The following is a 20,456-nucleotide window of genomic DNA, read 5'->3' as shown; positions in this document are numbered from 1 at the left end:
CTGCCGTGGAACCGTCATGGGTCCTGTCCGCCACACCCTGATCCTGCTGTGCTGCCTGTTGCTGCTGCCTGCCCTGCCCGCCCGAGCGGAACGCCTGCTGCGCGTCTGCCAATACCACGGGGCGAACTACGCCTACCGCATCGAGCTGGCCAACCTGATCCTCGCGCGCACCGCCGACCGCTACGGTGCCGCCCGCATCGCCCCCGGGGACGAGCGCCCCGATCCGTCCCAGGACCGCTGCCTGGCGCTGCTGCGCGAAGGCCAGGTGGACCTCGCCTACGTACCGCCCAACGCCGAGCGCCTGGCCACCCTGGACATGCTGCCGATGGACATGCACGCCGGCATGCTCGGCTACCGGGTGCTGATCATCCGCCGCGACCGCCAGGCCGACTTCGCCCAGGTCCAGGACGTGGAAGGCCTGCGCCAGCGCATCGGCGGCTTCGGCAGCCAGTGGAGCGACTTCCCGATCTTCGAGCGCAACCACCTGCCGGTGCTGGGCATGGCCAACCCCGGCAACCTGCTGCCTATGCTGGAACAGCGCCGCTTCGACTACTTCCACCGCGCCCTGAGCGAGGCCTGGATGGAGGTGCAGGGGCACCCGGACCTGATGGTCGAGCCGCACCTGGCCCTGCGCTACGCCATGCCGGTGTACTTTGCCTTCAACCGGAACGATGCCGAGCTGGCCCGGCGCTTTGCCGAGGGCTTCGAACAGGTGCGTGAGGACGGCAGCTTCCGTGCGCTGTTCCTGCGCCATTACGGACACCTGGGTGACCTGGCACGGCTCGGCGAGCGGCGGATCATCGAACTGGACAGCGGCCTGCCGGCGACGGATGCCAGCCTCTGGCTGGACCCGCCGACGGCGGACGGGAAAGACGGCACGCCCTGAGGCGAGCGTGCCGGAGGGGATCAGCCGGCGTTGCCGACCTGGGCCGGATCGCGCACGTCACCCTTGGCCATGCAGGCCGCGGCGGTGAACAGCACGTCGGTGGAGGAGTTCAGCGCAGTCTCGGCGGCGTCCTGCAGGATGCCGATGATGAAGCCCACGGCCACCACCTGCATCGCCACTTCGCTGGGGATGCCGAACAGGCTGCACGCCAGCGGGATCAGCAGCAGCGAACCACCGGCCACGCCCGAGGCGCCGCAGGCGCAGACGGAGGCCACCACGCTGAGCAGGATGGCGGTGGGGATGTCCACGGCGATGCCCAGGGTCTTCACCGCCGCCAGGGTCAGCACGGTGATGGTGATGGCCGCGCCGGCCATGTTGATGGTCGCGCCCAGGGGGATCGATACCGAATAGGTGTCTTCGTGCAGGCCGAGCTTCTCCGACAGCTGCAGGTTCACCGGGATGTTGGCCGCCGAGCTGCGGGTGAAGAAGGCGGTGATGCCGCTCTCGCGCAGGCAGGTCAGCACCAGCGGGAAGGGGTTGCGGCGGATCTTCCAGTAGACGATCAGCGGGTTCACCACGAAGGCCACGAACAGCATGCAGCCGATCAGCACTGCCAGCAGGTGGGCGTAGTCCGCCAGCACCTTCAGGCCGTTGGTCGCCAGGGTCGAGGCCACCAGGCCGAAGATGCCCAGCGGAGCGAAGGCGATCACCACGCGAACGATCAGCGACACGCCATGGGACAGGTCGCTGAACACCGCGCGGGTGGTCTCGCTGCCCTGGCGGATGGCGATGCCCAGGCCGACGGCCCAGACCAGGATGCCGATGAAGTTGGCCTCCATCAGTGCCTTGACCGGGTTGGCCACCGCGCTGGAGAGCAGGCTCAGCAGCACCTCGGAGATGTTCCCGGGCGGAGCCAGCTCATTGGCGGCGGCGCTCAGGTGCAGGGTCGAGGGGAACAGGCTGGAGGCCAGCACCGCCACCACGGCGGCGGAGAAGGTGCCGATCAGGTAGAGGAACAGGATCGGGCGGATATGGGTGCGCTCACCGGGCTTGTGGTTGCCGATGGCGGCGATCACCAGGACGAACACCAGCACCGGCGCAACGGCCTTCAGGGCGGTGACGAACAGGGTGCCGAGCAGGCCGACGGCCGCAGCCGCCTCGGGCTTGAGCACCGCCAGGAGAACGCCGGCCACCAGCCCGACGAGGATGCGCGTGACCAGGCTGGTGCCCTTCAGGCGCTGGAGGATGGAGCGGTTGGCTTGGGACATGGCAGGTTCACAGACAGGGGCCGCCGCAGCGACCGTACCAATGGACCCCCCTGCGCTCCCCCGGCCTTCACGGGAAAAAATCCCACGGGCCGCAGGGTCTTGTCGCCCTGCAGTCTGGAAGCGCAGCGGATTTGGCTGCGCATTCTGCGTGCTTGCGGCGCTTTAGGGTAGAGCGACCGGTCGGCGCACCCCGCAGGATGTCGCCATTCCGGCTGTTTAGGGTCGATCTGGTGAAAAACCCGCCGGCAAAGGCAAGAGCCGTAGCCCGGGCTTCAGCCCGGGAAGGGGCCTGCCGGCACCACGATCAGCCCGCCACCACCAGCTCCGCCAGGGCCGCGCGCAGGCGCTCGGGGATCGGCACCGGGCGGTTGCTGGCGCGGTCGACGAAGACGTGGACGAAGCGGCCGGCGGCGCAGGCGTCGTCTTCGCCGACCTTGAAGATGGCCAGTTCGTACTGCACCGAGCTGTTGCCCAGCTTGCCGACCCGCAGGCCCACCTCGATGCGCTCGGGGAAGGCGATGGAGGCGAAGTAGTCGCAGGCAGAGCTGACCACGAAGCCGACGACGTCGCCGTCGTGGATGTCCAGCCCGCCCACTTCGATCAGGTAGGTGTTCACCGCCGTGTCGAAGAAGCCGTAGTAGACGACGTTGTTCACGTGGCCATACACGTCGTTGTCGTGCCAGCGGGTGGTGATCGGCTGGAAGTGGCGGTAGTCGCTGCGCAGGTGCTGGGGCTGGTTCATGACGCGTCGTCTCAATAGGCGGCTTGGTAGATCGCCAGCGCATCGCGCTCGCTGACATCGCGCGGATTATTCACCAGCAGGCGCTGTTGCAACATGGCGTCCTTCGCCAGCTGCGGCAGCATCGCCTCGGCCACGCCGGCATCGCGCAGGCGCGTGGGCAGGCCGCTGCGCTCGCTGCAGTCGGCCAGCTCGACGATGAGTTGCTCGGTGAGGTGCAGCACGTTGCCCGGCTGCAGCTTGCGGCCCAGCACCAGCGGCGCCAGTTCGGCATAGAGCGGCGCGGCCACCTCGGCGTTGAAGCCCAGTACGTGGGGCAGCACCAGCGCATTCGAGAGCCCGTGGGGGATGTGGTAGTGCCCGCCCAGGGGATAGGCCAGGGCGTGCACCGCCGCCACCGGGGCATTGGCGAAGGCCTGCCCGGCCAGGCAGGCGCCCAGCAGCATGGCCTGGCGCGCTTCGCGGTTGCGGCCGTTGTGCACCGCCTCGTCGAGGTGGGCGCAGAGCAGGCGCAGGGCCTCGCGGGCGAGCAGGTCGGACAGCGGGTTCTTCTTGTGGCGGCTGGTGTAGGCCTCGATGGCGTGGACCATAGCGTCGATGCCGGTGGCGGCGGTGACGGCAGCGGGCAGGCCGAGGGCGAGGTCGGCGTCCAGCAGCGCCAGGTCGGGCAGCAGCAGCGGCGACACCACGCCCAGCTTGGTGGTCTCGCCGGTGGTGACGATGGCGATGGGGGTGACTTCCGAGCCGGTGCCGGCGGTGGTCGGCACCTGGATCAGCGGCAGGCGCCGGCCCCGGGCGTTGCCGACGCCATAGATGTCCTGGAGCGCCTGCCCGCACGCCGGGTGGGCCAGCAGCGCCACCAGCTTGGCCACGTCCATGGAGCTGCCGCCACCGAAGCCGATCACCAGCTCGGCGCGCAAGGCCTGCGCCTGGTCCACCGCCTGCAGCACCACCGCCTCCGGCGGGTCCGCCTGCACCTGGTCGAACACCTCCACCGCCAGGCCGGCGGCGGCGAAGCCCGGGAGGATCGGGTCGAGCATGCCCAGGCGAGTGATGCCCGGGTCGGTGACGACCAGTACGCGCCGGGCCTCGCGTTCGCGGCACAGCTCGGCGAGGCGGGTGGCGGAGCCGGATTCGCAGAGGATCTGCGCGGTGGTGGCAAAGCTGAAGGGCTGCATGGGGCGTCCTCTTGTTGTTGTGTGGCCCGGGCTCAGAAGGCGAAGTGCGCCTCCGGCAACGCCATCAGGCAGTCGGCGCCGCCGAGCAGCGCCTCGCGGTGGCCGCTGGCCCGTGGCAGCACGCGGCGCAGGTAGAAGCGCGCGCTGTGCAGCTTGGCCTGGTAGAAGTCGGCTTCGCCGATGCCGTCGGCCAGGGCCTGGCGGGCACGGCCGGCGGCCTGCAGCCAGAGCGCGGCGAGCAGCACGTAGGCAGCGTACTGAAGGTAGTCCACCGAGCAGGCGCCGATCTCCTGGGGGTCGTGCCGGGCGCGGTCGAGCACCGTGGCGGTGAGGTCGCGCCATTCGTGCAGGCGCGCCAGCACGGCGCCCGCCGCTTCGGCCAGCTCGGCATCGCCCAGCAGGGCGTCGGCCTGGGCGGTGAGTTCGTCCACCAGTGCGAACAGTTCGGCGCCGCCGTCGCCCATCAGCTTGCGGCGGATCAGGTCGAGGGCCTGGATGCCGTTGGTGCCTTCGTAGATCTGGGTGATGCGGCTGTCGCGCATCAGCTGCTCCATGCCCCACTCGCGGATGTAGCCGTGGCCGCCGTAGACCTGCACGCCGAGGCTGGCGACCTCCTGGCCCATGTCGGTGAGGAAGGCCTTGACGATGGGGATCAGCAGCGCGGCCCGACGGCTGGCGGCGCGGCGCACGTCGGCGTCCGGGACGGCGTGTTCCAGGTCCAGCTGGCGCGCGCAGTAGGCGGCCAGCATGCGGCTGCCTTCGGTGAGGGTCTTCTGGGTCAGAAGCATGCGCCGCACGTCGGGGTGCACGATGATCGGGTCAGCCGCCTTGCCCGGCTCGGCCGGGCCGGTCAGCGCGCGGGATTGCAGGCGCTCGCGGGCATAGGCCAGCGCGCCCTGGAAGGCACGTTCGGCGATGCCCAGGCCCTGCAGGCCGACCTGGAAACGGGCGTCGTTCATCATGGTGAACATGCAGGCCAGGCCCTGGTTGGCCTCGCCCACCAGCCAGCCGGTGGCGCCGTCGAAGTTCATCACGCAGGTGGCGGCGCCCTTGATGCCCATCTTGTGCTCGATGGCCCCGCAGGACAGGGCGTTGCGCGCCCCCGGCGTACCGTCGGGGTTGGCGATGAACTTGGGCACCAGCAGCAGCGAGATGCCCTTCACCCCGGCGGGGGCATCGGGCAGGCGCGCCAGCACCAGGTGGACGATGTTCTCGGAGAAGTCCTGCTCGCCGCCGCTGATGAAGATCTTGCTGCCGCTGACCGCGTAGCTGCCGTCGGCCCGGGGCTCGGCGCGGGTGCGCAGCAGGGCCAGGTCGGTGCCGGCCTGGGGCTCGGTGAGGCACATGGTGCCGGTCCACACGCCGCTGACCATCTTGCCCAGGTAGTCGCGCTTGAGGGCCTCGCTGCCGTGTGTGTGCAGCGCCAGCACGGCGCCTTCGGTAAGGCCGGAATAGACGCGGAAGGACAGGCTGGCGGCCATCAGCATCTCGTGGAAGCTGGCGGCCACCAGCTGCGGGAAGCCCTGGCCGCCGTGCTCCACCGGGCCGGTCATGCTGGCCCAGCCGTTGTCGCAGTACTGCTGGTAGGCCTCGCGGAAGCCCGTGGGGGTGGTGACGGCGCCGCCTTCGAGGGTCACGCCCTCTTCGTCGCTGGCACGGTTGAGCGGGGCGATGACTTCGCCGGTGTAGCGCGCGCCTTCTTCCAGCACGCCGTCGATCAGCTCGCGGTCCAGGCCATTGCCCAGCCGTTCGCAGTGGCCGGCGGCGTCGAACAGTTCATGGAGCACGAAGCGCATGTCGCGCAGGGGGGCGGTGTAGCTCATCTCAGGCCTCCAGGCGGTAGTCGGCGAAGCCCCGGCCTTCGGCGGCCAGGCGCTGGATCAGGGCGGCGGGTTGCCAGTGCAGGCCGTGGCGTCCGGCGAGGTATTCCAGGCGCTCGCGCAGGGCCTCCAGGCCTTGGCCGTCGGCCCAGCTCATGGGGCCGCCCTTGTCGGCGGGGAAGCCGTAGCCGTTGAGGTAGACGGTGTCGATGTCGGCACTGGAGGCAGCGATGCCCTCTTCGAGGATCTTCGCGCCTTCGTTGACCAAGGCCAGCAGGCAGCGCTCGAGGATTTCCTCCTGGCCGATGGCCCGGCGCTGGAAGCCGAGCTGCTCGGAGACGGCCAGCACCAGGGCGTCCACTTCCGGGTCGTGCTCGGCCTGGCGGCTGCCTTCGGCGTAGCGGTAGTAGCCCATGCGTGACTTCTGGCCGAAGCGGCCAAGGGCGCAGAGGCGGTTGTCCACCTGCACCGCCGGGTCGTCCTGGCCCTTGCCGGACAGCTCGCGGGCGCGCCATTCGAGGTCGATGCCGACCACGTCGTACATGCGGAACGGGCCCATGGCGAAGCCGAAGGCCTGCAGGGCGGCGTCCACCTGATGCGGGTAGGCACCTTCCAGCAGCATCATCCGCGCCTCGCGGACGTAGGTGTGGAGCATGCGGTTGCCGATGAAGCCGTCGCAGTTACCGGCGACGACGCTGACCTTGCCCATGCGCTTGCCCAGGTCCAGGGCCGCGTCCAGCACCGGCTGGGCGGTCCTGGCGCCGCGCACGATCTCCAGCAGCTTCATGATGTGGGCCGGGCTGAAGAAGTGCAGGCCGAGGACCTGCTCGGGGCGGGCGGTGACGGCGGCGATGGCGTCGATGTCCAGTGCCGAGGTGTTGCTGGCGAGGATGGCCGAGGGCTTCAGCCGAGCGTCCAGCTCGCGGAAGATCTGCTGCTTGAGGTCGAGGTTCTCGTAGACCGCTTCGATCACCAGGTCCACCTCGGCCAGGTCGGCGTAGCCCTGCACCGGCTGGATGCGCGCGCGGCGGGCGGCGGCCTCGGCTTCGTCGATGCGGCCCTGGCGCACGTTGTGGGCGTAGGTGTCGGCCACCACGCCCAGTCCCTGTTCGAGCATCTGCGGGTTGCTGTCCAGCCAGCGCACGGGAATGCCGGTGCTGGCCAGGCTCATGACGATGCCGCGGCCCATGGTGCCGGCGCCGATCACGGCGGCGTGCTGGATGTCGTAGGGGGTGCGGGTCATTGCCTCGTCCTCTTGTTGTTCTGGGGGTGGGGAGCGTGAAAGCCGTGGAACACAGTAAGGAAGCCGGTACTATTTTTGAAATTTAGTCTTGTGATAGGCCGCATTCCCGTCGTGAATATTTCCAACTTCGACCTGAACCTGCTGCGGGTGCTCGATGCCCTGCTGCGCGAACGCAGCGTGTCACGCGCGGCGGAACGCCTGGCGCTGAGCCAGCCGGCGGTGAGCAATGCCCTGAACCGCCTGCGGGAACTGCTCGGCGACCCGCTGCTGACCCGCGTGGGCCGTGGCATGCAGCCCACGGCACGGGCCCTGGCGCTGGAGATGCCGATCCGCGCGGCGCTGCGCCAGATCGAGCAGAGCCTGGTGACCGGCGAGGGCTTCGACCCGGCGCGCAGCCAGCAGCGCTTCACCATCGCGGTGACCGACTACGTGGAGCTGATCGCCATGCCCCGGCTGCTGCAACAACTGGCCCTGGAGGCGCCAGGACTGCGCATCGCCATCCGCCACCTGACCCCGAGCCTGCCGGCCGAGGCACTGGACCAGGGCGAGCTGGACCTGGTGCTGGGGCGCTTCGAGCGCATTCCGGCACGCTTCCGGGCGCGGCGCTGGATGAGCGAGAGCCTGCGCCTCGTGGCCCGCCGCGATCACCCGCAGCTGCAACAGGCGCCGGACCTGGCGACCTTCCTGAGGCTACGCCACCTGTGGGTGCATGGGGGCCAGACCAAAGGCATGGTGGACCAGTGGCTGGGGGAACAGGGCCTGGCGCGGGACATCGTCTACACCACGCCGAACTACCTGCAGGCGGCCCACATCGTGGCCGGCACCGACCTCACGGTGGTGCTGCCGGCGCGGCTGGCGGCGCACTTCGCGCGGTTGCTGCCGCTCGCGGTGCACCCCCTGCCCTTCGCCCTGGGGCCGTTCCACCTGGACCTGGTGAGCCTGGCCCAGCGCGACTCCGACGCGGCGCTGGGCTGGCTGGTGGAGCAGTTGATGGGGGTCGGCCAGGCCTGAGCGGCCGGGCCGGGTGGTGGACGGGTCAGGGCAGGATGGCGAAGACCCGGGCGGGGAAGCCGGTGCCACGGGCTATCTTCGGGAAGCTGACCACGGCCAGGGCGCCGGCCTCGGGCACCTGGTCGAGGTTGGCGAGCAGCTCGATCTGGTAGTGGTCCTTGCCGAGGATGTAGGACTCCAGGGAGTAGTCGTCCTTGCTGGTGGCGATGCCCGGGTCGGTGTCGGTGGTCTCGTGGCCGGAGGCGGTGATCTTGCGGGTCTCGTAGAGGTAGACCAGGGCCTCCTTGCTCCAGCCCGGGTAGTGGGCCACGCCCTGGGCGTCGGCGTTCTGGATCTTCTCCTGGCTCGGCCAGCGCTTGGACCAGTCGCTGCGCAGGGCGACGAAGGCGCCTTCGGGCACCGGGCCGTGCTTGGCCTCCCAAGCCTTCACGTCGGCCAGGGTCAGCACGTAGTCGGGGTTCTTCGCCGCCTGCTGGTGGATGTCCAGCACCACCAGGGGCAGCAACTGCTCCTTCACGTCGATCTGGTCGATGCTGCGCAGGCCCTTGTGGAAGTGCACGGGCGGGTCGACGTGGGTGCCCCATTGGCCGACGTGGGTGTAGAGGTCCACCTGGAAGCCGTCCTTGTCGACGGTGTAGAGGGTCTTGCGTTGGGCGTTGTCGAAGCCCTTCCAGTGCGGGACCTGTTCGTCGTAGGGGTGGGTCAGGTCGACCCAGGTCTTGCTCTTCAGCGTGGCGTAGGTGTCCCAGAGCCCGGGTTGGGCGGCCTGGGCCAGCAACGGCAGCAACAGGGGAAGGGTGAAGGCCAGACGGCCCAGACGGTGTTTCGACATGACCATGCTCCTGGGTGGTATGACGGTACGGGCGGCTGCCTATACTGCGTTGCCTAATAACCTAAAAGGAGAAACACCATGTCGTCTAAGCACTTGATCGAATATGCAAATGCCTCGCCTGAAGTCCGTGCGGTCTACGACGACATCATGGCCACCCGCCAGGTGGACCAGGTGAACAACTTCTGGAAGGCCCTCGCCCGGCACCCGCAGACCCTGCGCCGTACCTGGGAAAGCCTGAAGGAGGTGATGGTGGCGGACGGCGAGCTGGACCCGCTGACCAGGGAGCTGATCTACATCGCGGTGAGCGTGACCAACAACTGCGGCTACTGCGTGGGCTCGCACACGGCGGCGGCGCGCAAGGCGGGCATGAGCGAGGCGATGTTCGGCGAGCTGCAGGCGGTGGTGGCAATGGCCAACGAGACCAACCGGCTGGCCATCGGCTACCGGGTGCCGCTGGACGCGGCGTTCGAGGAGTGACTCAGGCGATGCGCGGCGGCCGCTGCAGTTCGTACTGGTCATGGCCGTCGTCCCAGCCGGCCTCCCAGGCCGCTGCGAGGACGTCCGCCGCGTAGGGTTGCGGGTCGATGGGCTGGCCGGTGAGACCGGCCATGTAGCCCTGCTGGTAGGCCTTGTTCAGGTCTTCCAGGCTCCACAGCGGTGGAGCGGGCTCTTGATCGTGATCGGGCGGCGCCATGACGCAGGCTCGCAGAAGGGTTCAGGCACCATGCTAGCCGTCGGCTTTCCGGCATGGATGGCCACTTGTCCCACCTGGAGCCCCAGCTTGTCGGTTTTGTGACGCGGCGCTCGCTCCGTTTGCCTCAGTTGCTCAGCAGCCCGAGGATGCTGGCCTGGTAGGCGGCGACGAAGGTGTCGAAGTCCCCCTCGGGCTCGGCCTCCAGGCGTGCCTGCTCCTCCAGCGACGAGCGGGCCATGGCCTCGAAGCGCTCCACGTCGGCAGCGTCCAGCGGGCGCTCGTGGAACGCGCGGGCATGGGCCTCGCTCTGGCGCAGGGCGAACTGGCTGAAGCTCTCGCCCCGCTCGCGCAGCTCCGCCAGCACCTGGGCCGACGGCGTCAGGGACGGGTCCTCGACCTTGCGACGCTGTTCGGCCAGGGCCTGGGCGTGGGCCTCACCGCCCTGGGCGCGGTCCAGCAGCGCGGCGGTCTGGGCGATGCGGTCCAGCAGTTCGCCGGCCCACTCCACCAGGCCGATCTCGCCGTCGGGGCGCTGCAGGCGCAGGCCCGGCCGGCGGCCTTCCTTGACCACCCGCTGGAAGTTGTCGGTGCAGGCGCGGCACTCGTCGCCGGCCATCGGCGGGCTGTCGGCCAGGGCGCAGTAGAGCAGGAAGGCGTCGAGGAAGCGCGACTCGGTGAGGTCGATGCCCAGCGGCAGGAAGGGGTTGATGTCCAGGCAGCGCACTTCGACGTACTGCACGCCACGGGCCATCAGGGCCTGGATCGGGCGTTCGCCGGTGTAGGTGACGCGCTTGGGGCGGATCGAGGAGTAGTACTCGTTCTCGATCTGGATGACGTTGGTGTTCAGCTGCACCCACTCGCCGTTCTGCTTGGTGCCGATCTCGGCATAGGGCGGGTACGGCGTGGAGACGGCCTGGCGCAGGCTCGACAGGTAGCTGTCGAGGCTGTTGTAGCAGGGCGTCAGGCCGGCCTGGGCGTTGTTCTGGTAGCCCAGGTCGCTCATGCGCAGGCTGGTGGCCCAGGGCAGGTAGAGGGTGTCGGCGTCGAGGCGGTCGAGGTCGTGGGGACGGCCGCGCAGGAAGTTCTCGTCCAGTGCCGGGGCGGCGCCGAACAGGTACATCAGCAGCCAGCTGTAGCGGCGGAAGTTGCGGATCATGGCGATGTAGCGCGCCGACTGGTAGTCGCGCTCGCTCTGGGTATCGCCCTCGGCCGCCTTGAGCAGCGGCCACAGCGCCTCGGGCAGGGAGAAGTTGTAGTGGATGCCGGCGATGCACTGCATGGTCTTGCCGTAGCGCACGGCCAGGCCACGCCGGTAGACGTACTTCAGCCGGCCGATGGGCGAGGTGCCGTAGTGGGCGATGGGGATGGCTTCCTCGCTCGGCAAGCGGCCGGGCATGGAGGCGCTCCACAGGTATTCGCCGTCCAGCTTCTGGTAGGTGAAGCGGTGGATGCGGTCGAGGTCGTCGAGGGTGGCGGCGGGGTCGTGCTCGGTGGGGGTGATGAATTCGAGCAGCGACTCGGAGTAGTCGGTGGTGATCTGCCCGTGGGTCAGGGCCGAGCCCAGGGCAACCGGGTGGTCGGTCAGGGCCAGCTGGCCACGCGGGTCGACGCGCAGGCATTCACGCTCGATGCCGTGCAGGCACTGGGTCAGCAGGGACAGGTTGGCTCGCTCGCCAAGCAGCGCCAGGCGGCGGGAGAGAAGGTCGCTCAATTTGGAATCCTGTGGGTCCCAGTGGACAGTCGCCCCAATATGAGGGTGGACTGATCGGTCTACAAGGGGCGGACATGACTGCGTTGTCGCTTCGTCCAGAATAGAGCGTCGCCGTCCTGGCGCTTACAGCTGGGCGAAGGTGCCTTGTCCCTTGGCGACCAGCTTGTCGCCCTGGAGCACGTCGGCCTCGACCACCAGGGTGCGCGAGCCGGCGTGCAGCACGCGGGCCCGGCAGGTGATCTCGCCGTCGGCCACGGGGCGGATGTAGTTGATCTTGCATTCGATGGTGGCGCTGCGCCGGTCGAAGCCGTGGACGCTGGTGCAGGCCAGGCCCATGGCGATGTCCAGCAGGGTGAAGATCGCCCCGCCGTGCATCACCTGGCCCCGGTTGCGCAGGTGCTCGCCCATGGGCAGGCGGGCCTCGGCGACACCGTCGCCGAGGCTCACCGCTTCGATGCCGAGCAGCCGGCTGAAGGCGCTGGCGGTCTGCGGGTCATCGAGTGCCATGGCCTTACTTCTTCTTGATCTGCTTGGCGTTGGCGAACAGCGAGGCCATGGCGTTGTTCGCCGGGGCCGCCTGCTGCTGGCGCGGGGCACCGCGATCAGGGCGCTGGCCGCCCTGCGGACGACCGCCGCCGCGCGGGCCCTCGACCTTCTCGCCGGGGGTGTCGCTCATGCGCATGGACAGGCCGACACGGTTGCGCGGGATGTCCACCTCCATGACCTTGACCTTGACGATGTCGCCGGCCTTGACCACCTCGTACGGGTCCTTGACGAACTTCTCCGACAGCGCGGAGATGTGCACCAGGCCGTCCTGGTGGACGCCGATGTCGACGAAGGCGCCGAAGTTGGTGACGTTGGTCACCACGCCTTCCAGCACCATGCCGGGCTTGAGGTCCTTGAGGCTCTCGACGCCGTCCTGGAACTCGGCGGTCTTGAACTCGGGACGCGGGTCGCGGCCGGGCTTGTCCAGTTCCTTGAGGATGTCGGTGACGGTGGGCAGGCCGAAGGTCTCGTCGGTGAACTTGGCCGGGTCCAGGCGCTTGAGGAAGCCCGAGTCGCCGATCAGGGTGCGGATGTCGCGGCCGGTGTCGGCGGCGATGCGCTGCACCAGCGGGTAGGTCTCCGGGTGCACGCCCGAGGCGTCCAGCGGGTTGTCGCCGTTCATCACGCGGAGGAAGCCGGCGGCCTGCTCGAAGGTCTTCTCGCCGAGGCGGCTCACCTTCTTCAGTTCGTCGCGGGTCTTGAACGCGCCGTTGGCGTCACGGTAGGTGACGATGTTCTGCGCCAGGGTGCTGTTGAGGCCGGAGATGCGCGCCAGCAGGGCGGCGGAGGCGGTGTTCACGTCCACGCCGACGGCGTTCACGCAGTCCTCGACCACGGCGTCCAGGCTGCGCGCCAGCTGCAGCTGGGAGACGTCGTGCTGGTACTGGCCGACGCCGATGGATTTCGGGTCGATCTTCACCAGCTCGGCCAGCGGGTCCTGCAGGCGGCGGGCGATGGAGACGGCGCCACGCAGGGACACGTCCAGCTCGGGGAATTCCTTGGCCGCCAGCTCCGAGGCGGAGTACACCGAGGCGCCGGCCTCGCTGACCATGATCTTGGTGAGCTTCAGGCCCGGCAGCTTGCGCACCAGCTCGCCGGCCAGCTTGTCGGTCTCGCGGCTGGCGGTGCCGTTGCCGATGGCGATCAGCTCGACGCCGTGCTTGGCGCAGAGCTTGCCGAGGGTGGCCAGGGTCTCGTCCCACTTGTTGTGGGGCACGTGGGGGTAGACGGTGGCGGTGTCCAGCAGCTTGCCGGTGGCATCCACCACGGCCACCTTGCAGCCGGTGCGCAGGCCCGGGTCCAGGCCCAGGGTGCAGCGCGGGCCGGCCGGGGCGGCCAGCAGCAGGTCATGCAGGTTGCGGGCGAAGACGTTGATCGCCTCGGTCTCGGCGGCTTCGCGCAGCTCGCCCAGCAGGTCGGTCTCCAGGTGGGTGTAGAGCTTGACCTTCCAGGTCCAGCGCACCACCTCGCCCAGCCACTTGTCGGCGGCGCGGCCCTGGTCCTTCACGCCGAAGCGCTCGCCGATCATCACCTCGCAGGGGTGCATGGTGCCCGGCAGCTCCTCGCCCACCTTCAGGGCGATGCTCAGCACGCCCTCGTTGCGCCCGCGGAAGATCGCCAGGGCACGGTGGGACGGCACGCCCTTGAGGGCTTCGTCGTGCTCGAAGTAGTCGCTGAACTTGGCGCCTTCCTGCTCCTTGCCGGCCACCAGGCGGGCGGACAGGGTGGCGTTGTCCTTGAGGTAGCTGCGCAGGCTGGCCAGCAGGGTGGCGTCCTCGGCGAAGCGCTCCATGAGGATGTACTTGGCGCCTTCCAGCACGGCCTTGGTGTCGGCGAAGCCCTTCTCGGCATCGATGAAGCGCGCGGCCTCGGCCTCCGGGGCCAGGCTCGGGTCGGCGAACAGCGCATCGGCCAGCTCGCCCAGGCCGGCTTCCAGGGCGATCTGGCCCTTGGTGCGGCGCTTCTGCTTGTAGGGGAGGTAGAGGTCTTCGAGGCGGGTCTTGGTGTCGGCCAGCTTGATCTCGCGGGCCAGTTCCGGAGTCAGCTTGCCCTGCTCCTCGATGCTGGCGAGGATCGCGCCACGGCGGTCCTCCATCTCGCGCAGGTAGCGCAGGCGCTCTTCCAGGGTGCGCAGCTGGGTGTCGTCCAGGCTGCCGGTGACTTCCTTCCGGTAACGGGCGATGAAGGGCACGGTGGAGCCCTCGTCGAGCAGGGCAACGGCGGCGGCGACTTGCTGCGGGCGTACACCCAGCTCTTCAGCGATACGGTTGTTGATGCTGTCCATTGAGAAAAAACACACCTGTAAGCAACGGAAGAACCGGCCGGCAAGGCCCGACCGGGCAAAAGAGCGGCGCATTATAAACACCGGCCCGCGCCGGCCAGGGAACCGTTGGGGGAAAAATCTGCTAACAATGGACGGGCCGCCGCACCGGTGGCCTGAGCGATAATGCCGCGCCGAAGAATCTGGAGTGACCATGAGCAGCATCCCCAACGCCGAGGGTGAAAAGATCCTGATCGTCGACGACGACGCGCGCCTGCGCCGTCTGCTCGAACGCTTCTTCGAGGAACAGGGCTACCGCGTGCGCGCGGTGGAAAACGTCGAGCAGATGGACCGCCTGCTGGCCCGCGAGCTCTTCCACCTGCTGGTGCTGGACCTGATGCTGCCCGGCGAGGACGGCCTCTCCGCCTGCCGCCGCCTGCGCGCCTCGAACAACCAGGTGCCGATCATCATGCTCACCGCCAAGGGCGACGAATCCAGCCGCATCCAGGGCCTGGAGCTGGGCGCCGACGACTACCTGGCCAAGCCCTTCAACCCGCGCGAGCTGCTGGCCCGGGTCAAGGCCGTGCTGCGCCGCCAGGCGCCCCAGGTGCCGGGCGCGCCGTCCAGCGAGGACGAGGTGGTCAGCTTCGGCGAGTACGAGCTGTCCCTGGCCACCCGCGAGCTCAAGCGCGGCGATGACGTGCACATGCTCACCACCGGCGAATTCGCCGTGCTCAAGGCCCTGGTCCAGCACGCCCGCGAACCGCTGACCCGCGACAAGCTGATGAACCTGGCCCGTGGCCGTGAGTGGGACGCCCTGGAGCGCTCCATCGACGTGCAGATCTCGCGCCTGCGCCGGCTGATCGAGCCCGACCCGTCCAAGCCGCGCTACATCCAGACCGTCTGGGGCGTCGGCTACGTCTTCGTGCCGGACGGCAACAAGTGAACCTTCCCGCCGCGCGCCCCCCGCGCGGCACGTCCGCCCCCGGCACCCGCCCGCCCATGAAAGCGCCCTACTGGTTCCCGCAGAGCTTCTTCTCCCGCACCCTCTGGCTGGTGCTCATCGTCGTGCTGTTCTCCAAGGCGCTGACCCTGGTGTACCTGATGATGAACGAGGACGTGCTGGTGGACCGCCAGTACAGCCACGGCGCGGCGCTGACCCTGCGCGCCTACTGGGCCGCCAGCGAGGGCGAGCGCGACCAGCTGGCCCGCGCCGCCGGCCTGGCCCGGGTGAGCCAGGAGGACGTGCCACAGACGGAACAGCACTGGCCCTACAGCGAGATTTTCGAACGGCAGATGCAGACCGAACTGGGCCCGCAGACCGAAGTCCGCCTGCGCGCCAAGAGCCCGCCGGCGCTCTGGGTCCATGCTCCCAGCCTCGGCCCGGACTGGGTGCGCATCCCGCTCTACCCGCACCCGCTGCGCGGCCAGCGCATCTGGAGCGTGCTCGGCTGGTTCCTCGGCATCGGCCTGCTGTCCACCGCCGCCGCCTGGATCTTCGTGCGCCAGCTCAACGCCCCGCTCAAGCGCCTGGTGTTCGCCGCCCGCCATCTCGGCCAGGGCCGCAGCGTGCGCCTGCCGGTGAGCGACACGCCCAGCGAGATGACCGAGGTGTACCGCGCCTTCAACCAGATGGCCGAAGACGTCGAGCAGGCCGCCCGCGAGCGCGAGCTGATGCTGGCCGGCGTCTCCCATGACCTGCGCACGCCGCTGACCCGCCTGCGGCTGTCCCTGGAGCTGATGAGCGCCGACTCGGAGCTGACCGAGGACATGGTCCGCGACATCGAGGACATGGACGCCATCCTCGACCAGTTCCTCGCCTTCATCCGCGATGGCCGCGACGAACGCGTGGAGGAAATGGACCTGGGCGAACTGGTGCGCGAAGTGGTGGCGCCCTACAACCAGCAGGAGGAACAGGTGCGCCTGTGCCTGGAGCCGGTGCCGCCGGTACCGCTGCGCCGGGTGTCGATGAAGCGCCTGCTCGCCAACCTCATCGAGAACGCCCTGCGCTACGGCAACAACGGCGTGGAAGTGGCGGCCTACGTGGCCGGCGACCACGCTGCGCCCTACGTGGTGCTGAGCGTGCTGGACCGCGGCCAGGGCATCGACCCGGCCGAGCTGGGCGACATCTTCAACCCCTTCATCCGCGGCGACCGCGCCCGGGGTGGCAAGGGCACCGGCCTGGGGCTGGCCATCGTCAAGCGCATCGCCGCCCAGCACGGCGGCAGCGTCGAGCTGCGCAACCGCTCCGGCGGCGGCCTGGAAGCCCGCGTCTGCCTGCCCCTGGGGCTGCTGCTGCCGCGCGACGCGGCCTGAGTCCATCCCTCCTGCAAGCCCCGGGTCGCCTGGCCGGCCCGGGGCCCGCCTGCCTTCTGTCGACGCGCCGCAACGGCGCTCATTTCGATAGTGTCACTTTGCCCTGATCCACGTACTCTAGGCGCCCTGAACCCTGCCCAGCCCTGCGTCGACAAGAGGCCCCCATGCCCGACGCCCACGCCCTTGCGCCCCGATGGACCTGGTGGGTGCCCTTGCCCCTGCTGCACCTGGCCACCTGGATGTCGCTGGGCACCCAGATTTCGGGCGGTGTCGCGCTCTGGTACCTGCCATTCGCCCTCGGCCTGGTGCTGACCCTCTGGTGGGGCCCCCGGGTACTGGCCAGCGTCTACCTCAACGCCGTGGCGAGCATCCCGCTGTGGGGGCTGGACTGGCACCTGGCACCGTTTTACGCCCTGCCCGAAACCCTCGCCATCGGCGTCGCCTGGCTGCTGTTGCGCCGGCACCAGGCCGAGGCCGGCCTGCCGGACTTCGCCAGCCTGCTGCGCTTCATGCTGCTGGGCGTGCTGGTGCCGGTGACCCTGGTCAGCCTCGGCGTCCAGGGCAGCCTGCTGGCCACCGGCGTCATCACCCGCCAGGCCTGGCTGCTGGCCAGCCTGCAGATGTGGCTGGGCGACAGCCTCACCACCCTGGTATTGAGCCTGCCGCTGCTGGTCTACGGCACCCCCTGGCTGCGCCGCAACGGCTGGGCGCTCGGCGTCTACGAGCCGCTGCCGGAGGCCATCCGCCGCCTGCCGCCCTGGCCCGCCCTGCTGCTGCCGGCGGTGGCCTTGCCACTGCTGATGGCGGTGATGCCGCTGCCCATGACCCTGCCGGTGATCGGCCTGGCGATCCTCGGCCTGGCCCTGGGCTGGGGCTTCAGCGGCGCACTCTGGGGCGCGGTGGTCACCACCATCAGCGTGCTGGCGCTGCCGGCCCTGCGCGAGCTCGGCGAGGCCAGCCAGTGGCTGGAGACGCGGCGCATCGAGCTGCAGTTCAGCGTGTTGCTGCTGATGGTCTCCGCCCTGCTGGTGGGGCGCAGCCTCAGCGACCTGCGCCTGAACCTGCGGCGCCGCGCCGAGATGCAGCGCGAGCTGGCCATGACCAACCTGGCCATGGAGGCGACTCCGCTGGGCGTCACCATCGCCGATGCCCGTGACCCCGACTTCCCGCTGATCTACTGCAACAGCGCCTTCGAGCGCATCACTGGCTACAGCCGCGAAGATGCCCTCGGCCGCAACTGCCGCTTCCTCGTCGGGCACGACCGCAACCAGCCCGCCCTGCGGCACCTGCGCGCCGCCATCGAGCAGGGCAAGCCGACCCAGGCGATCCTGCGCAACTACCGCAAGGACGGCAGCCTGTTCTGGAACGAGGTGACCCTGGCGCCGATGCGCGACGGCGAGGGCATCAGCCACTTCGTCGCCCTGCAGCACGACGTCAGCACCCGCGAGCTGCTGGCCGAGGAGCTAGCCATGCGCCGCGAGGAACTGCTGCGCCAGACCCACCTGCTGAGCCAGACCGAAGCCATCGCCGACCTCGGCGGCTGGGTGCTGCAGCTGCCGGCACGCACGCTGTTCTGGAGCGAGGGCACCTTCCGCATCTTCGACCTCGACCCCGCCGACGGCGCCCCCAGCTTCGAACGGGTGCTGGAGTTCTTCGACGCCGCCAGCCGCCAGCAGGCCGAAGCCACCCTGCAGCGGGTGCAGGAGACCGGCACCCCCTTCGACCTGGAGCTGCGCATCACCAGCGCCAAGGGCATCGCGCGCACCCTGCGCTTCAAGGGCCTGGCCGAGAGCGACGGCGACCAGGTGATGCGCATCTACGGTGCGGTGCAGGACCTCACCGAGCAGAAACGCACCGAACGCCGCCAGCGCGAGCGCGACGAGCACCTGCACCTGTTCTTCGAAGCCCCGCTGATGGGCATGGCCCTGTGCTCGCCGGAACAGGGCTGGCAGGAAGTGAACTTCAAGCTGTGCAGCATCCTCGGACGCTCCCGCGAGCAGCTGCAGGGCCACGACTGGATGAGCATCACCCACCCGGACGACCGCCCCCAGGAAAGCGAGCTGCTGGTGGAGCTGCGCCAGGGCCTGCGCGACGGCTACGAACTGGACAAGCGCTTCCTGCGCCCGGACGGCAGCGCGGTGGACACCCGCGTCAACGTCCGTGGCGTGCGCGACGCCGAGGGCCGGCTGTACGCCCTGCTGATCCTGGTGGAGGACGTCAGCGCCCGGCGCGAGGCCGAGGACCGCTATCGCGTGCTGGTGGAACACGCCCCCGAGGCCATCCTGGTGTTCGACCTGGAACGCGGCATCACCGATGCCAACGAGAACGCCGCACGGCTCTATGGCCTGCCCCGCGAGCAGTTGCTCGGGCGCATGCCCGACAGCTTCAGCCCGCCCTACCAGGCCGACGGGCGCAGCTCCCAGGAGGTCGGCCGCGCCCACGCCCGCGCCGCCCTGGCCGGCGAAACGCCGCTGTTCGAGTGGCTGATGCGCGACTTCGCCGGGCGCGTGCGCCCCTGCGAGGTGCGTCTGGTGCGCCTGCCGGGCCGCGACCGGCAGTTGATCCGCCTGAGCATCACCGACATCTCCGAGCGCCAGCGCTACCAGCGCGAGATCGAGCGCCTGGCCTACAGCGACGAACTCACCGGCCTGCCCAACCGCCGCCTGCTGCTGGACCGTCTGCAGCACGCCATGGCCCGCGAGGTCCGCGACGGCCGCTTCGGTGCGTTGCTGTTCATCGACCTGGACCACTTCAAGACCGTCAACGACAGCCTCGGCCACCCGGTGGGCGACGCCCTGCTGCGGGAAGTGACCGCGCGCCTGGCCGGTTGCCTGCGTGCCGAGGACACCCTGGCGCGGCTGGGCGGCGACGAGTTCGTGGTGCTGCTGGAGGCCCTGGCACCGGAGGCCGACGGCGCTGCCGACCACGCCGCCGAGGTGGGCGCCAAGCTGCTGCAGAGCCTGCGTGGCAGCTACCGCGTGGGCGAGCACGAGCTGGCGGTCAGCGCCAGCATCGGCATCGCCCTGCATCCCTTCGACGGCCAGGGCGCCGCCGACGTGCTCAAGCAGGCCGACACCGCCATGTACCGGGCCAAGCAGGGCGGGCGCAATGCGCTGCACTTCTTCGCCCCGGCCATGCAGGCCGCCATCGACCAGCGCCTGCAACTGCAGAGCGACCTGCGCCAGGCCCTGGCGCGGGGCCAGCTGTTCCTGGAGTTCCAGCCGCAGCTGGAGCTGGCCGGCGGCCAGGTGGTGGGCGCCGAGGCGCTGCTGCGCTGGCGCACGCCCAGCCGCGGCGTGGTGTCACCGGCGCAGTTCATCCCCCTGGCGGAAGAGACCGGGCTGATCCTCGAACTGGGCAACTGGGTGCTGGACCAGGCCTGCGCCAACCTCGCCCAGTGGCTGCCGCACCGGCCCGCCCTGGTGCTGGCGATCAACATCAGCCCCCGCGACCTGCGCCAGCCGGACTTCGTCGAGCGGGTCCGCGACTGCCTGCAACGTCACGGCGTACCGGCCCATGCGCTGGAGCTGGAGATCACCGAGGGCAGCCTGATGGAGGACGTGGAACGCTGCATCGCCGCCATGCTGGAGCTGAAGCAGCTGGGGGTGCGCTTCGCCATCGACGACTTCGGCACCGGCTACTCCTCGCTGATCTACCTCAAGCGCCTGCCGCTGGACCGGCTGAAGATCGACCGCAGCTTCGTCGAGGGGCTGGAGCAAGAGGGCAGCGACGCGGCACTGGTGGAGACCATCCTCGCCATCGGCCGCAACCTGGGCCTGGAATGCGTCGCCGAAGGCATCGAGGCGGACGCCCAGTACCAGTCCCTGCGCCGGCTGGGCTGTGCCCTGGGCCAGGGCTTCCATATCAGCGAGCCGCTGGACGGGCCGGCCTTCCTGGCCTGGCTGCAGCGCCGCGAGCGCGCCCTGGCCGACTCGGCCTGAGGAACGGCTGG

Annotated in this window: 16 protein-coding genes; 6 read left to right on the top strand and 10 right to left on the bottom strand. The window is 69.6% G+C overall.

Annotation, left to right across the window (positions count from 1 at the left end; all coding sequences use genetic code 11):
- Positions 1-16 precede the first annotated feature (16 nt).
- Positions 17-886 carry a substrate-binding periplasmic protein gene (locus FBY21_RS21670; RefSeq protein ID WP_142013588.1) on the top strand — a complete coding sequence of 290 codons (870 nt, stop codon included), beginning with the start codon at positions 17-19 and terminating at the stop codon, positions 884-886.
- A 20-nt stretch (positions 887-906) separates the two neighbouring features.
- Here the strand turns inward: FBY21_RS21670 and sstT are convergent, their stop codons facing one another.
- From sstT to FBY21_RS21645, 5 genes are all read right to left on the bottom strand, one after another.
- Positions 907-2,154 carry a serine/threonine transporter SstT gene (sstT, locus tag FBY21_RS21665; RefSeq protein ID WP_142013586.1) on the bottom strand — a complete coding sequence of 416 codons (1,248 nt, stop codon included), beginning with the start codon at positions 2,152-2,154 and terminating at the stop codon, positions 907-909.
- 304 nt (positions 2,155-2,458) lie between these two features.
- Entirely contained in the window at positions 2,459-2,896 is a 438-nt protein-coding gene (locus tag FBY21_RS21660; protein WP_142013584.1) for an acyl-CoA thioesterase, read from the bottom strand.
- 11 nt (positions 2,897-2,907) lie between these two features.
- A complete protein-coding gene (locus FBY21_RS21655; RefSeq protein ID WP_142013581.1) occupies positions 2,908-4,071 on the bottom strand; it encodes an iron-containing alcohol dehydrogenase in 1,164 nt (387 codons plus the stop codon).
- 32 nt (positions 4,072-4,103) lie between these two features.
- Positions 4,104-5,894 (bottom strand): acyl-CoA dehydrogenase C-terminal domain-containing protein, encoded by a 1,791-nt coding sequence (locus FBY21_RS21650; RefSeq protein ID WP_142013579.1) that lies wholly within the window; start codon positions 5,892-5,894, stop codon positions 4,104-4,106.
- Position 5,895: 1 nt separating this feature from the next.
- Complete coding sequence (locus FBY21_RS21645) at positions 5,896-7,134, bottom strand: 3-hydroxyacyl-CoA dehydrogenase (protein ID WP_142013577.1); 1,239 nt, start codon at positions 7,132-7,134, stop codon at positions 5,896-5,898.
- A 111-nt stretch (positions 7,135-7,245) separates the two neighbouring features.
- Here FBY21_RS21645 and FBY21_RS21640 point away from each other — a divergent pair, with 111 nt between their 5' ends.
- A complete protein-coding gene (locus tag FBY21_RS21640) occupies positions 7,246-8,145 on the top strand; it encodes a LysR family transcriptional regulator (protein ID WP_044405501.1) in 900 nt (299 codons plus the stop codon).
- A 25-nt stretch (positions 8,146-8,170) separates the two neighbouring features.
- Here FBY21_RS21640 and FBY21_RS21635 read toward each other — a convergent pair whose 3' ends face one another.
- Positions 8,171-8,977, bottom strand: coding sequence for a cyclase family protein (locus tag FBY21_RS21635; protein WP_142013574.1), 807 nt, complete (start codon positions 8,975-8,977; stop codon positions 8,171-8,173).
- Between the two features lie 78 nt (positions 8,978-9,055).
- Between FBY21_RS21635 and FBY21_RS21630 the strand changes: the two genes are divergently transcribed.
- Complete coding sequence (locus FBY21_RS21630; protein WP_142013571.1) at positions 9,056-9,454, top strand: carboxymuconolactone decarboxylase family protein; 399 nt, start codon at positions 9,056-9,058, stop codon at positions 9,452-9,454.
- Position 9,455: 1 nt separating this feature from the next.
- On the opposite strand, the gene rmf is transcribed toward FBY21_RS21630, so the two are convergent.
- The 4 genes from rmf to FBY21_RS21610 all read right to left on the bottom strand — a co-directional run bounded on the left by rmf (position 9,456) and on the right by FBY21_RS21610 (position 14,212).
- Positions 9,456-9,671 (bottom strand): ribosome modulation factor, encoded by a 216-nt coding sequence (gene rmf / locus FBY21_RS21625; protein ID WP_044405314.1) that lies wholly within the window; start codon positions 9,669-9,671, stop codon positions 9,456-9,458.
- A 124-nt stretch (positions 9,672-9,795) separates the two neighbouring features.
- Positions 9,796-11,382, bottom strand: coding sequence for a glutamate--cysteine ligase (gshA, locus tag FBY21_RS21620; protein WP_142013569.1), 1,587 nt, complete (start codon positions 11,380-11,382; stop codon positions 9,796-9,798).
- A gap of 123 nt (positions 11,383-11,505) precedes the next feature.
- Positions 11,506-11,889 carry a PaaI family thioesterase gene (locus tag FBY21_RS21615; RefSeq protein ID WP_044405311.1) on the bottom strand — a complete coding sequence of 128 codons (384 nt, stop codon included), beginning with the start codon at positions 11,887-11,889 and terminating at the stop codon, positions 11,506-11,508.
- A gap of 4 nt (positions 11,890-11,893) precedes the next feature.
- Positions 11,894-14,212, bottom strand: a complete 2,319-nt coding sequence (locus FBY21_RS21610) for a Tex family protein (RefSeq protein WP_107331703.1) — start codon at positions 14,210-14,212, stop codon at positions 11,894-11,896.
- Positions 14,213-14,402: 190 nt separating this feature from the next.
- On the opposite strand from FBY21_RS21610, the gene ompR reads away from it, so the two are divergent.
- From ompR to FBY21_RS21595, 3 genes are all read left to right on the top strand, one after another.
- Entirely contained in the window at positions 14,403-15,134 is a 732-nt protein-coding gene (gene ompR / locus FBY21_RS21605; protein ID WP_044405307.1) for a two-component system response regulator OmpR, read from the top strand.
- Positions 15,135-15,190: 56 nt separating this feature from the next.
- Positions 15,191-16,504 carry an ATP-binding protein gene (locus FBY21_RS21600; RefSeq protein WP_044405305.1) on the top strand — a complete coding sequence of 438 codons (1,314 nt, stop codon included), beginning with the start codon at positions 15,191-15,193 and terminating at the stop codon, positions 16,502-16,504.
- A 164-nt stretch (positions 16,505-16,668) separates the two neighbouring features.
- On the top strand, positions 16,669-20,445 hold the full coding sequence (locus FBY21_RS21595; protein ID WP_142013566.1) for an EAL domain-containing protein: 3,777 nt from the start codon (positions 16,669-16,671) through the stop codon (positions 20,443-20,445).
- Positions 20,446-20,456: the final 11 nt, after the last annotated feature.

Source organism: Pseudomonas sp. SLBN-26 (assembly GCF_006715895.1).
Taxonomy (GTDB): domain Bacteria; phylum Pseudomonadota; class Gammaproteobacteria; order Pseudomonadales; family Pseudomonadaceae; genus Metapseudomonas; species Metapseudomonas otitidis.
Note: the sequence above shows the minus strand (reverse complement) of the source record. Positions and strands in the feature narration are given on the sequence as shown.

Coding starts and splice junctions, on each gene's coding strand:
- FBY21_RS21600 (WP_044405305.1), top strand. CDS start 15,191: ATGAAAGCGCCCTACTGGTTCCCGCAGAGCTTCTTCTCCCGCACCCTC.
- FBY21_RS21615 (WP_044405311.1), bottom strand. CDS start 11,889: ATGGCACTCGATGACCCGCAGACCGCCAGCGCCTTCAGCCGGCTGCTC.
- FBY21_RS21635 (WP_142013574.1), bottom strand. CDS start 8,977: ATGTCGAAACACCGTCTGGGCCGTCTGGCCTTCACCCTTCCCCTGTTG.
- FBY21_RS21630 (WP_142013571.1), top strand. CDS start 9,056: ATGTCGTCTAAGCACTTGATCGAATATGCAAATGCCTCGCCTGAAGTC.
- ompR (WP_044405307.1), top strand. CDS start 14,403: ATGAGCAGCATCCCCAACGCCGAGGGTGAAAAGATCCTGATCGTCGAC.
- FBY21_RS21650 (WP_142013579.1), bottom strand. CDS start 5,894: ATGAGCTACACCGCCCCCCTGCGCGACATGCGCTTCGTGCTCCATGAA.
- sstT (WP_142013586.1), bottom strand. CDS start 2,154: ATGTCCCAAGCCAACCGCTCCATCCTCCAGCGCCTGAAGGGCACCAGC.
- FBY21_RS21655 (WP_142013581.1), bottom strand. CDS start 4,071: ATGCAGCCCTTCAGCTTTGCCACCACCGCGCAGATCCTCTGCGAATCC.
- FBY21_RS21660 (WP_142013584.1), bottom strand. CDS start 2,896: ATGAACCAGCCCCAGCACCTGCGCAGCGACTACCGCCACTTCCAGCCG.
- FBY21_RS21610 (WP_107331703.1), bottom strand. CDS start 14,212: ATGGACAGCATCAACAACCGTATCGCTGAAGAGCTGGGTGTACGCCCG.
- FBY21_RS21595 (WP_142013566.1), top strand. CDS start 16,669: ATGCCCGACGCCCACGCCCTTGCGCCCCGATGGACCTGGTGGGTGCCC.
- rmf (WP_044405314.1), bottom strand. CDS start 9,671: ATGGCGCCGCCCGATCACGATCAAGAGCCCGCTCCACCGCTGTGGAGC.
- FBY21_RS21645 (WP_142013577.1), bottom strand. CDS start 7,134: ATGACCCGCACCCCCTACGACATCCAGCACGCCGCCGTGATCGGCGCC.
- FBY21_RS21670 (WP_142013588.1), top strand. CDS start 17: ATGGGTCCTGTCCGCCACACCCTGATCCTGCTGTGCTGCCTGTTGCTG.